Genomic DNA, 14,212 nt, shown 5'->3' with positions numbered 1-14,212 from the left:
TAATTTACAATATTCATTGTATAAATAAAATCCAAGATCCTTTTTTATTACCCATTCCAAAATCCGGGCTATTAATCGGTAAGTTTGGCCATGCCTCAAATGATCCAAACGGTTTAATATTCTTAACAGGTGAGTTTCATTTATATTACCAGCACAACCCGCTGGAAAATAAATGGGGACATGCAACCAGTAAGGACCTGGTCAACTGGAAACATCTTCCGGTAGCAATAAATATTATAGCTGAAAACAAGAAAGAAAGTTCCAAGCTATTTCTCTAAATATTAAGAATCTTCTGCTATAAGTTTTTGATAGGGGCAGGGAGGTTTATTGCTTTTTTAGCGAGTTTTAACGAGATCACCGATAATAATAATGTGATAGCATAAGGTAGAAAGGTCTGCTTCCTGTATCAGTATTACTACCTCGTTTAAGTAACCGGCCACTATTTGTGAATCGTGAGTAAATGCGTCTATTTATAGAAAAACTCATGAGTATGATGCAATGAATTAAAAAACCGTATGTCTTTTGATTTCAGAATGCCAGTTATTGATTACATTTTAATATTATTACAATTAATTAACCCAAACCAAACTTACAGTTAACAAGCGATGTTAAAGCAAGAGCGACAAAATTTCATAATGAAGCAGATAAACCTGCATAACAAGGTGTTATCTTCAGACCTGTGTGTTAAGCTAAATGTATCTGAAGATACAATAAGGCGCGATTTGCATGATTTGGCAAGTAATTCAAAAATAAAAAAGGTTTATGGAGGGGCTATGTCAAAATCATTTTCACATAGTACAGGTGTAAAAGAAACGTATGCTCAGGATGCAAAAAGGCAAATTGCTAAAAAAGCCTTAACCCTTATAAATGACGGAATGATAGTGCTTTTAGGTGGTGGTACAACCATTATCGAAATGGCCCGGCTTGTTCCCAAGAATTTGAAGTGTACATTTTTTACAGTAAGCCCGGTAGTTGCTATGGAACTGATAGAATATACCGAGTGTGAAGTTATTCTGCTTGGAGGAAGTTTGCTGCATGACGCTTATATAGTTACCGGTTCTATGGTAATCAATCAGCTTACTGATATAAAAGTTGACCTGTGTTTTTTAGGCACTAACGCAATTTCTTTAGAAAATGGTATCACAGATTCAGTTTGGGAGGTAGTGCAGGTTAAAAAAGCCATGATCAAATCGGCCAATAAAACCGCCATTGTTTGTATTGCCGAAAAGCTTGATTCTGTGGAGAAGATGAAAGTTAGTAATTTGAATGCCATTGATTATCTAATTACAGATATTACCCCCTCCGACGAAATGTTATCACCCTATGTTGATATACTGAATGTCCTCTGATTCGTACCAGATATCAGATAGGTGTTGAGTTAACTCGTAACAGGAATATTACAAATAATTTTTTAGCAAAGATTATAGCAGGCATTTGATGTTTTGCCGCAGTTTTCATGCGGTTTTATGCAGTTTTATGCGTTATTTAATTTGATAACGCATAAAGTAGTATTTTTAATTCGGTTATTAATTATATTTGGACACGGACATTCAAGAAATATGCGTGTTTGTGCGTTATTGTGTGTTGGAACATTGTTGTTGCCTTATTTCAAATAATATGCGATTATTCCCGATACTCTTCGTTTTCATGCTGAACGCAGGAGTTTTATTTGCACAAACAGATTCAATAACTTTCAAAAGAGTAGAGTGGGAAACAAAGCGCATGGCTCCTGGGATACATTTAAAACAGGCATGGTTCAGGAGTAAATCATTATTTAAATCCAATCAGTTTATATCCGTTCTGGAAATTAAACCAAGGCGCAAAAATAAAATCAGTATAGCATACGAAGCTAAGGTTAAAAGGATAACCAGCGATTTTGGCGGCCAAAACCAAGCACTTGCAGCTATCAACGGAACTTTCTTTGATGTGAAGAATGGTGGTTCTGTTGATTTTATAAGGGCCAACGGTCAGGTAATCAATGAAAACCGGCTGGAAAAAAATAATACCCGGGCAAGGCATCAGCAAGCAGCATTAGTGATAAAAGATGGCGTATTGCATATAGATGAATGGAATGGCAGTTCTGATTGGGAGCAAAAGCTTGATGGTCAGGATGTAATGTTAACCGGGCCATTACTATGGCATGATGATAAGCATGCCAAGCTTGACTCAAATAGTTTTAATATAACCCGACACCCCCGGTCGGCGATTGCCATAACGGACAATAACCGTGTATTGATGATAACTGTTGATGGCCGGGATGCAAATTCTGCAGGGATGAGTTTGTTTGAACTCCGCAAAATCCTGCACTGGCTGCATTGCCGGGATGGGGTAAACCTGGATGGGGGAGGATCAACAACTTTATGGGTGAAAAACCGGGGAGTAGTAAATTATCCATCTGATAATGGTAAGTGGGATCATAAAGGGCAGCGCAAAGTAGCAAACGTAGTATTGGTTAAAAGAAACTAAGTCATACTTTATCATATGAAAATAGCAATACCTGCCTTATTGATGTTGATACTTACCGGATGGGGAAAGGTTCAATGTCAGCCCCACTATGCACCTAATTTATCTCCGAAAGCTAAAAAGACATTAGTTACCGGGGCAGATCAAACTGAAAAATATCTGCCTTATTTAAACGGGAAAAGAATTGGCATGGTGGTTAACCCTTCATCACAAATTGCCGGTAAAGCCAGTGTTGACAGCCTTAAATCTTTAGGCGTAAATATTGTAAAGATATTTGGGCCGGAGCATGGTTTTAGGGGTGATGCCAGCAACGGCGCACACGTTGATGATAGTGTTGATCCCAAAACCGGTATACAGGTGGTATCCTTATATGGTAAAACCGGCAAACCAGGTGCAAAAGATCTTTCTGATATCGATTTGATGATATATGATCTTCAGGATGTAGGGGCAAGGTATTATACTTATCTGGCAACATTGCACCGTGTTATGGAAGCTTGCGCAGAAAATGATAAAGAGTTATTGATCCTTGACAGGCCAAATCCAAACGGTTATATGGTTGATGGTCCGGTGCTTGATATGAAATTAAAGTCGGGCATAGGTTTCCATCCCGTACCTATTGCTCACGGCATGACGGTAGGTGAATATGCCCGTATGATCAATGGCGAAGGCTGGCTGGCCGGAGGCATAAAATGCCGGCTAAAAATTATTCCGATTGCCAATTATAAGCACAGTATGCTTTATACACTGCCAGTACACCCTTCTCCAAATTTAAATACCCAGCAATCTATTTTATTATATCCTTCACTGTGCCTGTTTGAAGGTACCATTATAAGCCAGGGCCGCGGAACTTATTTTCCTTTCTGTGTACTTGGCAACCCTGATTTGAAGGGCAAATATGAGTTTTCTTTTACGCCAACAGGTATTAAAGGAATGAGCGAAACACCCTTATTTGAAAATGTGGCTTGTTATGGCCTCGATCTTAGAAATTACGATACCAAAAAATTAATCAAAAGCAAACGCATCAATCTTAGCTGGCTTATTGAAATGTATAAAGCCTACCCTTATAAAGAACGTTTTTTTGATTTTAAACAGAGCAAGCAGATCGGGAATTTCGACAAGCTGGCCGGAATAACGGAGCTGAAAGAGCAAATTATTGCCGGCAAAACCGAAAAGGAAATAAGGAAGAGTTGGGAGCCTAAACTTACGCAGTTTAAAAAGATGCGCCGGCAATACCTGCTATATCCCTGATCTCATATCAGCAAACTAATAAACTATTCATATCTCATCACAAAGAGGTTCAAACAGAACACTAATCAACAATTCATGGAAAAAAAGCTACTTAAACTGCTTCTGGCCCTGTTGTTTTTGTCGGTACAGGCTATGGCCCAGCAAAAAACAATTACCGGAAAAGTAACTTCTGCAGATGACGGAAATGCACTGCCCGGAGTTTCAATTAAAATTAAAGGAACCCCCAATGGGGTTACTACGGATCTTAATGGTTCGTATTCAATTAAAGCCAGCAATGGCCAGGTGTTGGTATTTAGCTTTTTAAGCTTTGCCACACAGGAAGTAACTATAAAAAATCTCACCACTATTGATGTTAAGCTCGGTGCAGACACCAAATCATTAAACGAAGTGGTTGTGGTTGGTTACGGAACGCAGAAGCGTGCAAATTTAACAGGTGCGGTTTCTACAGTTGATACCAAAGTTTTACAGTCACGCCCTATTACGGATGTGGCCCGTGGCCTGCAGGGTGTTGTACCCGGTTTAACCATCACTACCGCTACCGGCGATTTGGGCACCGATCCTAAAATAAGGCTGCGTGGGTTGGTAGGTTCAATAAATACAGGAGCGGCCGGGGCTGCACCTTTAATACTTGTAGACAACGTAGAGATACCAAGCCTGCAATTAATTAACCCCGATGATATAGAATCCATATCGGTGTTGAAAGATGCCGCTTCAGCTTCTATATACGGTACCAGGGCGGCTTTCGGTGTAATATTAATTACAACTAAAACAGGTAAGCGGAATGGGACTAACCGGATAACTTATTCTAACAATTTTGCCTGGTCGTCCCCAACAAATCAAATAGAATTGGCATCCGCAGCAGATAACTCACAGGCGTCATTACTGGCCCTGCAGCGCTTTAACCCAAATACAGCCAGCTATAGCATTATTGGTTACTCTGTTGATGCTGCATCTATACAAAAAATGCGCGATTGGGAAACACAGTACGGTGGTCAAAAATTAAGTCCTGAAATGGTACAGGGCCGCGATTTTGACATCATTGGCGGCAAATTATTCTTTTACCGGTCATGGGATGCCGGTAAATTGTATTTAAAAGACTGGACCCCTCAACAAACGCACAATGTTGGTATAAGTGGCGGCAGTGAAAAAATAAACTACAATTTAGGATTGGGTTATCTGAGCCAAACAGGCGTATTAAAGGTAAATCCCGATGAATTTGACCGGTACAATTTCTCATTAGGTGTAGGGGCAAGCCCAACAAAATGGCTTGATGCACGCGCTAAGGTCATATTCTCTAATACACAAACATCTACTCCTTTCATATTTTCAGGTTCGCAATATGGGCCATATTATTATTTATACCGTTGGCCGGCTAATTATCCTTATGGTACTTATAACGGATTGCCATTCCGGAGCGCAGTAACCGAAGTTCAGCAGGCAAAAATGGATAAGGATAAAAATAATCTGTCAAGAATATCAGTAGGGGGTACCATTAAAATAATTCCGGGTCTTACAGTTGATGCAGATTATACTTATTCGGGTACAAATGAGCACCTTCATCAAACAGGCGGCAACACATCTGCTTATGATTTCTGGTCGTTTAATGGTACGGCACTTAACTATACCCCTTATCAAAGCGCCTCTTACAATAAGGCGAGGTATTACTCTTACTGGAATACAGTTAATACCGGTAAATTATTTGCAACCTATAATAAAACTATTGGTGATCATTCTTTTAAAGCTATTGTAGGTACTGATTTAGAGCTTAACGAATACACCAGTCAATCATCTGAAAGAAGGAGTTTACTTGATCCTAATTTTGGCGAAGTTAACCTGGCTACAGGTGATCAGTTTGCAAGCTCTGCTGATGGACACTACTCAACATTAGGATATTTTGGACGTATTAACTATGCGTATAAGGATAAATACCTTTTAGAAATAAACGGTCGTGTTGATGGTTCATCGCGTTTCCCTGTTAATAATTTATATGGTTTCTTTCCATCGGCATCTGCAGGTTATGTGCTTACTAAAGAGTCATATATGGACTGGAGTAAGAGTTTCCTTTCATTCTTGAAAATAAGGGGGTCTTACGGCTCGGTGGGTAACCAGGCGGTGGGTAATAACAGGTTCCTTTCATTATTGTCAGCTCAAAATTCAGGATGGTTACTTCCAACCGGAAATGCTGTTTCCCTGACTACGCCAACTCCGCTTTCTCCGGTGCTTACCTGGGAAACCATTAAGACAGCTGATCTTGGTTTGGACGCACGCTTTTTAAATGATGAGCTTGGGTTAACATTTGATGTGTATAGCAGGACCACCAGCAATATGATCAGCCCCGGAGTAACGCTGCCAAATTCATTTGGCGCTTCTTCGCCGGTTCGTAACTATGGCGAATTACAGGGTAAAGGCTGGGAACTGGCAATAGATTATAATCATACTTTTAGTGGTGGTTTTCATTTTAGTGCCACTGCAACCTTGTCTGACGCGCAGGAAACTATTACCAAATTTGCCAATACCACCAAGGCCCTGCCCGCACCAATAGCAGCATTAAATTCAAATTATTATGAAGGCATGAAGCTGGGTGAGATATGGGGTTATGTTACTGACCGCCTATTTACTGAAAGTGATTTTTCCGGTAAAAACGCTGCCGGACATTATGTTTATGCGCAAGGCGTTCCGTCACAAAGCCAACTGGAAAGCGGTTCGTTCTATTTCGGCCCGGGCGATGTTAAGTATAAGGACCTGAATGGCGACGGAACAGTTTACTCTGGTAGTAACACTGTTGATGACCATGGCGATAAAAAAGTTATCGGTAACTCAACCCCACGCTACCAATATGGCTTAAGGTTAGGAGGCGACTGGAAAGGTTTTGACCTTAATGTATACTTTCAGGGTGTAGGTAAACGTGAGTTATGGGCAAGTGGTCCTGTTGTATTTCCAGGATTTAGAGGAGCTGAGGGTTGGTATGCTAACCAGATGAATTATTGGACAGAAGCAAACCCAGGTGCCTTTTATCCAAGGCCAACAGATTATGGTGCAACTATTGACAGGTGGGATTTTCAACCGCAAACCCGGTATTTGCTAAATATGGCTTATCTGCGTTTAAAGAATTTAAATTTCGGTTACTCATTATCTAAAAGCGTTACCAGGAGATTAGGCATTGAAAAGCTACGGGTGTTTTTCAGCGGTGAGAATATCTTGACTTTTGACCATTTAGGAAACATCCCGATTGACCCGGAAACTGATTTTTCACAAACCCAGATTGATAATGACCGCGCCGGTTTCGGACGTGTTTATCCGTACCGAAAAACATATTCCTTAGGATTACAGGTTACGTTTTAACTATTTAAAGAAGAAATTATGAAAACGCTAAAATATTTAATGCTCGGTTTGGTCCTTATTTCTTGGGGCTGTAAAAAGGCCGATGATTTTTTGACCAAACAACCCCTTGATCAATTTACTGATGATACTTACTGGACCAGCGAGGGTAATGTAAGAACTTTTGCCTATGGGTTTTATCCAACCTATTTTCCGGGTTATGCCTCTGGTTTTGACCTGAGTTGGGGCGGATATTTTTCTGGTGAAAGCCTGAACGACGATTTTGCGCCAACTACGCCAACTACATTTGTTAAGAATGTGCCCGCAAGCGGCGGTGGTTGGTCATTTACAAATATCCGTAAAGCGAATTTGTATATTGACCGTATTAAAATTGTACCCATGTCTGATGAAGCTAAAAAGCATTGGACAGGAGTAGTCCGTTTTTTCCGTGCATTAGAATATGCAAATAAGGTTAAGGCTTTCGGCGATTTTCCATGGTATGGCAAAGTTTTAAAGGAAACAGACAGTCAGGAACTTTACCGCCCCCGTGATCCGCGCGCCATGGTAATGGATAGTGTGCTTGCTGATTTTAACTATGCGGTTGCAAACGTTAGGGCTTCTGATGCTGCCACCGGGCCACAAGGCCTTGTAGTAAACAAATATGTTGTGCTGGCATTTATGTCAAGGGTGTTCCTTTTTGAGGGCAACTGGGAAAAATATCAGGCCAATAATGTTGCAAAAGCTACGGAGTACCTGGCAGCCGCGAAAATGGCAGCCAATGAGGTGATCACGAAAGGTGGTTATTCCGTTGCGCCTGATTATCGAAAATTATTCAATTCGCTTGACCTTTCAACCAATCCCGAAATAATTCTGTACAGAAAATATCAAACAGGTTTGCTTACACACAGTTTACAAAGTTATGTAAATAAGGAACCGCAAACAGGTGCTTCAAAAAATGCTGTTGAATCATATTTATGCAAAGACGGCTTGCCTATAGGCTTGTCGCCATTATATCATGGGGATAAAATTATCAGCAATGTAATGACAGACAGGGATCCCCGTATTAATGCAACCTTTGTCCCGGCAATCAGGCTAAACGGTGTCGTGTCAAATTATTCATCTTCGGGCTATGCGGTGCTGAAGTTTTTTAATGAAGATATAAAAGACCTTACTAATGGCAATAGTAGTTTAAACGACACACAGGCGCCTGTAATTCGTTATGGTGAAGTGTTGATAAACTATGCGGAAGCATGTGCTGAACTGGGAACATTAACACAGAGCGACCTCGATATCTCTGTTAATAAGCTCAGGAAGCGTACCGGTATTAATATGCCTAACTTACAGGTAATAGGTGGCCAGCCTGCTGTAAACGGTGCTGTATATGACGATCCGAAGCGCGATCCTTCAGTGCCATCATTATTATGGGAAATACGCCGTGAACGCCGTACCGAACTTATGATGGAGGGATTTAGAAATGACGACCTTAAAAAATGGAAAAAGTATCAATACCTGGATACGCAGGGCAACCCTGATATTAACTTGGGTGCCTGGATAAACCGAAGCGATTATCCAAAAACCTTATCAGTTGCAACGCAAAATAATGCAGCGGCGGGATATATAGTGCCGGCTACGAAGGCCGAAACACAGCGAATATTTAGTGATCCCAAGGTTTATTTGAGTCCTTTACCGTTAGATCAAATAAAACTTTACAAAGATCAGGGTGTGGATCTGAAGCAAAACCCCGGATGGTAATAAAGAAACGTTAACATTAAAAACCCTTCCTGATATTTAGGAAGGGTTTTGTATAATACAGCAATTACTTTAAATTATACTAAAGCTGAAATTATGAAGCATAAAAGGCTAAGCACACTTTTATTATTGTTTTTACTCACTGTAGGGGTTGCCCGGGCACAAACTTTCAAATTTGCGTTTATTTCTGATACCCATGTAAACATTGGCAACCCTACTGCAGCAGAAGATCTTCGCAGAACAGTGAAGGATATTAATAATAACCCCGAGTTAAAGTTTGTAGTAATTACTGGTGATATAACAGAATTTGGGGCCGATGATGAGTTAAAACTGGCCAAACAAATTCTGGACAGCTTAAATAAAAAGTGGTATATCATTCCCGGTAATCATGATTCTAATTGGTCAGAGAGCGGGAGTAATACATTCCGGAAAGTTTTTGGATCAGAAACCTTTGCTTTTAACTATGGCGGGTATCTTTTTGCAGGCACCAGTTCAGGGCCTAATATGCGTATGGGGCCTGGCCAGGTGCCCAGGGAAAATATTGTGTGGCTTGACTCTGTGCTGAACCACACCCGGCCCGAAACTCCTGTGGTTTACCTGAACCATTATCCTCAGGATTCGTCACAGAACAACTGGTATACCGTAATTAATAAACTGAAAACAAAAAACATCCAGATGATATTGTGCGGTCATGGGCATAATAATCATGTGCTTAATTTTGAGGGCATCCCGAGTATAATGGGGCGTTCAAATCTGAGAGCGAAAGATAGTATTGGCGGTTATAACATAGTAACTATTCAAAACGGTAAGGCCACATTTGAAGAACGTAAACCAATTGTTGAAACGTTGAGGAAATGGGCAGAGACAGATCTTTTTGATCATCATTTTAACAAGGATACTGCGCATTACTACCGCCCTTCATATGCAGTTAATAAGGGGGGCGGCGTAAAAGTTTTGTGGACTTACCAGGATCAGAGCGATATTGGGGCGGGGATGGCCATAGCGAATAACAAAATTATACTTACAGATACCAAAGGACTGATATATGCCCTGGACAAGAAAACCGGGAAACGTGTATGGTCATATGCCACCGGCGGTAAAATATATTCTACCCCATGCGTATCCGGTAATTACGTTGTGGCCGGTTCGTCAGATAAATATATCTATTGCATTTCGGCGGTTACAGGTAAGCTCATCTGGAAAAGCGCTGCACAGAAAGCGGTTATTGCATCACCGGTAATTGAAAACAATGTAGTTTATATTGGTGCGTCTGACGGGCATTTTCGCGCATTAAATTTAGCTACCGGCAAATTAGTTTGGGATTTTGATCAGGTAAAGGGCTTTGTAGTAACAAGACCTTTGATATACCAGGGTAAAATATATTTCGGCTGTTGGGCCAATGATTTTTACGCACTGGATATCGCCACCGGTAAACTGGTATGGAAGTGGAGCAATGGCTCATCCAACCGTATGTTTTCGCCTGCCGCCTGTTATCCTGTAGCTGCCAATAATCGCGTATTTATTGTCGCTCCAGATCAGTACATGACTTCTTTGGATGCAGCAACAGGCAAAGTGATATGGCGCGAAAAAATGCGCGGTACAAGGGTTAGGGAATCTATGGGCTTATCCACAGATAGTGCTTTAGTGTATGTAAAAATTATGGATGGCCGGTTATTAGGTATCTCAACACAGGCCGATAGTATGCAAATTTCCTGGAAATCGTCCCTGCAGTTGCCTTATGAACTTTGTCCTTCGGCAATAATTGAGCACCGTGGCGTAGTGTACGTTCCAACTCATTCGGGCATAGCGTACGCAATTGACCGTAAAAGTGGTGACGTAATCTGGAAGTACAAAGTATCAAACTGTTTAATGAATTCCATATTGCCTACTGACCGTGCGGTTTATATAAGCACGATGGATGGTAAGGTAAGCAGTTTGCAAAGCATAGAAACCAGGTAAATAAATCGGGCTACGTTTCACTAACAAGGTAGCCCGATTTATTTATATTGATTATTTTGAAAAAATAAATGTTGTAGGCTAGCAATATAATGCCTGTTACAGGTTCTTATCAAATACTAAGGATCTTTTACCGCCAGAGCCTTTGCCGCTAAAAAGACACCGGCATACATCTACCTTTTCTCTTACGTTTCTCCTTCCATGCAGCAGTGGATGCGGTATGGCGCAGCACACGCATCAGAAATAGGCTATGTTTTTGATAACCTTATCAGCAGAAATGGAGCCGCCATAGCACCTAAAGATAAAGAGGTTGCTAAAATCATGAATACTTATTGGACAAATTTTGCTAAAACTGGCAACCCCAATGGTGGTGGCTTGCCAAACTGGCCCGTTTACGATCCTAAAAAGAATGAGCTTATTGAATTTCAAGCCGACGGTTCAGCGGTGGGTAAACCGGACCCTAAAAAGGCAAGAATGGACTTGATCGAAAAGGCCGTCACGTCCGGGAACCTGCACTAATCAGTAATAATGGTATAAATTCCCGTAATATATATCCTATTTCCCCGGATTATGGGTACGACCTTTGTACTACCTGGGGGAAATAAATTATGCAAAAAATAAAATTAAATAACGGCGTTGAAATGCCAATCTTAGGATTTGGCGTTTTCCAGGTAAAAGACCTGGATGAGTGTGAAAGAAGTGTATTTGATGCCATTGAAACCGGGTACCGTTTAATCGATACGGCGCAGTCCTATATGAATGAGGAAGCGGTAGGCAAAGCGATCAAGCGTAGCGGTGTAGCAAGGGAAGACTTGTTTATCACCACTAAGCTGTGGATTCAAACAGATGGTTATGAAGGAGCTAAAAAGGCTTTTGAAACTTCGTTAAAAAAACTTCAACTGGATTACCTGGACCTTTACCTAATTCATCAGCCATACGGTGACGTATACGGCGAATGGCGCGCTATGGAAGAACTTTATAAAGAAGGAAAAGTACGGGCAATTGGGGTAAGTAATTTCCAACCCGACAGGCTGATTGATCTCATCATTCATAACGAGATCGTTCCTGCTGTAAATCAGATTGAAACTCACCCTTTCCATCAGCAAAACGACACGCAGAATTTCCTTAAGGAGAATAATGTGCAGATTGAATCATGGGGGCCATTTGCGGAAGGCAAGAATGACATTTTTAAAAATGAATTACTGCAATCTATAGGCGATAAATACAGTAAATCTATTGCACAGGTTGTTCTGCGCTGGTTAACGCAAAGAGGCGTGATCGCCATTCCTAAATCAGTTCGCAAAGAGCGTATGGCGGAAAATTTCAACAGCCTTGATTTTGAACTGAGTACAGATGAGATGGAAGCCATCAAAACTTTAGACACGAATACCAGCAGCTTTTTTGATCACCGCGATCCTAAAATGGTAAAATGGCTCGGTGAGCGAAAATTAAATAATTAAACATCAAAAATATGAAAATCAAACGCATAGGATCCCAAGCTTCAGGAAATGGGCCTGCCGAATATTTTACAGGCACTGTTCGCATTGACCCATTGAACGAACCGCCTGCACCTGCACGTGTAGCAATGGCGCTGGTTACATTTGAACCGGGTGCCCGTACTGCGTGGCATACACATCCGTTCGGTCAAACGCTCATTGTTACCACCGGAGCAGGCTGGGTTCAGCGGGAGGGTGGTGTTAAAGAAAATATCTTCCCGGGCGATGTGGTTTATTTTGAACCGAATGAAAAGCACTGGCATGGCGCAACTGCCACTACCGCCATGAGCCATATTGCTGTTCAGGAAAAAGAGAATGGCTCTCCCGTAGATTGGATGGAGCAGGTTATTGATGAGGATTACAATAATTAAGTAGACGATGGAAAAGAGAATATTAGGCAAAAGCGGGCTGGAAGTATCCGCACTTGGTTTAGGTTGTATGGGACTGAGTTTTGGTTACGGCCCGGCAACAGAAAAACAGGATGCTATTAAGCTCATTAGGGCGGCGTTTGAGCGCGGTGTCACCTTTTTTGATACTGCGGAAGCATACGGGCCATTTATCAACGAAGCGTTATTAGGCGAAGCCCTGGAGCCGTTTCGTGACCAGGTGGTCATTGCCACAAAATTCGGTTTCAAAGACGGCAAGCCGCCTCTTGGCGCAGACAGCCGGCCGGAACGGATTCGTGAAGTTGCAGACGCTGCATTGAAACGTCTAAGAACAGATCGTATTGACCTGTTCTATCAGCACCGTGTAGATCCTAACGTCCCGATTGAAGATGTCGCCGGAACTGTTAAAGACCTGATCAGCGAAGGAAAAGTCAAACACTTCGGCCTTTCGGAAGCCGGCGCTGGCTCGATACGCAAAGCACATGGCGTACAGCCAGTTGCAGCCTTGCAAAGTGAATACTCATTATGGTGGAGAGAGCCCGAACAGGAAATATTGCCTGTTCTGGAAGAACTGGGTATTGGCTTCGTGCCGTTTAGTCCGCTGGGCAAAGGTTTTTTAACCGGCGCTATCAACGAGAATACCACATTTGATAAAAGCGATTTCAGAAATACTGTTCCCCGTTTCTCCGAAGAAAACAGGAAAGCGAATCAGGCATTAGTTGATGTGATCGAACAAATTGCGGCTGATAAAAACGCCACACCTGCGCAGATAGCTTTAGCGTGGCTGCTTTCACAAAAGCCATGGATCGTTCCGATACCGGGTACGACCAAACTACACCGCCTGGAAGAAAACGCAGGGGCTGCCGATATTCAGCTATCTGCGCAAGATCTGAATGAGATCAGTGATGGCTTGTCCCAAATCGAAATTCAAGGTCACCGATATTCGGAACAGGCACAGAAAATGGTTAACCGTTAAATCAAATAATTATGAAAAAAATCCTGCTTGTTATCGTTGTTTTATCTGCCGTGCTTACGATCCGGGCTGCTGCACAAAACACGCCAATATTTCCAAAGGGTGAAATTGCTACTATAAACAATCATACCGGAACGGTTTGGCTTACTGAATTAAATAAGCCGGACAGCTTGATTGATGTCGCTGTGGCAAATGCAACTTTTGCACCTGGCGCAAAACTCGATTGGCACATCCATCCGGCAGGGCAAATCCTGATGATCACAGAAGGCACGGGTTATTATCAGGAAAAAGGCAAGCCTATCCGGATAGTTCATAAAGGAGATATCATAAAATGCGTTCCGGGCATTGCACACTGGCACGGCGCGTCATCGAAAAGCTCCTTCACCTATCTGGCGGTAAGTACAAATAGCGCAAAGAACAAAACAGTATGGCTGCAAAGAGTGACTGATGCGGAATATAACAGCGCTAAATAATTCTTAACAAAACGTATTAACTCTTAAAATCAATTTTTAAAAAACTGTTCGAAGATCGTACCCGGCTTCATTTGATTTTAGTCGATAAGTGGTTTGCAACTAGTCCGGTAGATAATAAAGCGGCGTTCATCTATAAGTTTACAGGAACCG

11 protein-coding genes and 1 pseudogene are annotated in these 14,212 nt (G+C 41.7%); all 12 read left to right on the top strand.

The genetic code is table 11. From position 1 onward, the window contains the following. Window positions 1–2: 2 nt before the first annotated feature. The 12 genes and pseudogenes from WC743_RS06565 to WC743_RS06510 all read left to right on the top strand — a co-directional run bounded on the left by WC743_RS06565 (window position 3) and on the right by WC743_RS06510 (window position 14,062). A complete protein-coding gene (locus WC743_RS06565; RefSeq protein WP_373011207.1) occupies window positions 3–278 on the top strand; it encodes a hypothetical protein in 276 nt (91 codons plus the stop codon). Between the two features lie 327 nt (window positions 279–605). Continuing rightward, window positions 606–1,349: a DeoR/GlpR family DNA-binding transcription regulator gene (locus tag WC743_RS06560; RefSeq protein WP_373011070.1), complete on the top strand. Its 744-nt coding sequence runs from the start codon at window positions 606–608 to the stop codon at window positions 1,347–1,349. A gap of 268 nt (window positions 1,350–1,617) precedes the next feature. Continuing rightward, window positions 1,618–2,466, top strand: coding sequence for a phosphodiester glycosidase family protein (locus tag WC743_RS06555; protein ID WP_373011069.1), 849 nt, complete (start codon window positions 1,618–1,620; stop codon window positions 2,464–2,466). A gap of 15 nt (window positions 2,467–2,481) precedes the next feature. Beyond that, a complete protein-coding gene (locus tag WC743_RS06550; RefSeq protein ID WP_373011068.1) occupies window positions 2,482–3,711 on the top strand; it encodes an exo-beta-N-acetylmuramidase NamZ domain-containing protein in 1,230 nt (409 codons plus the stop codon). Between the two features lie 75 nt (window positions 3,712–3,786). Next, window positions 3,787–7,053, top strand: a complete 3,267-nt coding sequence (locus WC743_RS06545; protein WP_373011067.1) for a SusC/RagA family TonB-linked outer membrane protein — start codon at window positions 3,787–3,789, stop codon at window positions 7,051–7,053. Between the two features lie 18 nt (window positions 7,054–7,071). Further along, a complete protein-coding gene (locus tag WC743_RS06540) occupies window positions 7,072–8,781 on the top strand; it encodes a RagB/SusD family nutrient uptake outer membrane protein (protein WP_373011066.1) in 1,710 nt (569 codons plus the stop codon). A gap of 93 nt (window positions 8,782–8,874) precedes the next feature. After that, complete coding sequence (locus WC743_RS06535) at window positions 8,875–10,737, top strand: PQQ-binding-like beta-propeller repeat protein (RefSeq protein WP_373011065.1); 1,863 nt, start codon at window positions 8,875–8,877, stop codon at window positions 10,735–10,737. A gap of 141 nt (window positions 10,738–10,878) precedes the next feature. Then, window positions 10,879–11,253 (top strand): annotated as a pseudogene (locus tag WC743_RS06530) (carboxylesterase family protein); the annotation flags it as partial. Window positions 11,254–11,342: 89 nt separating this feature from the next. Beyond that, window positions 11,343–12,194 (top strand): aldo/keto reductase, encoded by an 852-nt coding sequence (locus WC743_RS06525; protein WP_373011064.1) that lies wholly within the window; start codon window positions 11,343–11,345, stop codon window positions 12,192–12,194. 11 nt (window positions 12,195–12,205) lie between these two features. Then, a complete protein-coding gene (locus WC743_RS06520; protein WP_373011063.1) occupies window positions 12,206–12,601 on the top strand; it encodes a cupin domain-containing protein in 396 nt (131 codons plus the stop codon). A gap of 7 nt (window positions 12,602–12,608) precedes the next feature. Then, window positions 12,609–13,592 carry an aldo/keto reductase gene (locus WC743_RS06515; protein WP_373011062.1) on the top strand — a complete coding sequence of 328 codons (984 nt, stop codon included), beginning with the start codon at window positions 12,609–12,611 and terminating at the stop codon, window positions 13,590–13,592. 11 nt (window positions 13,593–13,603) lie between these two features. After that, on the top strand, window positions 13,604–14,062 hold the full coding sequence (locus tag WC743_RS06510) for a cupin domain-containing protein (RefSeq protein WP_373011061.1): 459 nt from the start codon (window positions 13,604–13,606) through the stop codon (window positions 14,060–14,062). Window positions 14,063–14,212: the final 150 nt, after the last annotated feature.

The sequence above is a fragment of the Mucilaginibacter sp. genome (assembly GCF_041660805.1).
Classification (GTDB): domain Bacteria; phylum Bacteroidota; class Bacteroidia; order Sphingobacteriales; family Sphingobacteriaceae; genus Mucilaginibacter.
The sequence above is the reverse complement of the archived record's forward strand: the minus strand, read 5'-3'. Positions and strand labels throughout refer to the sequence as shown.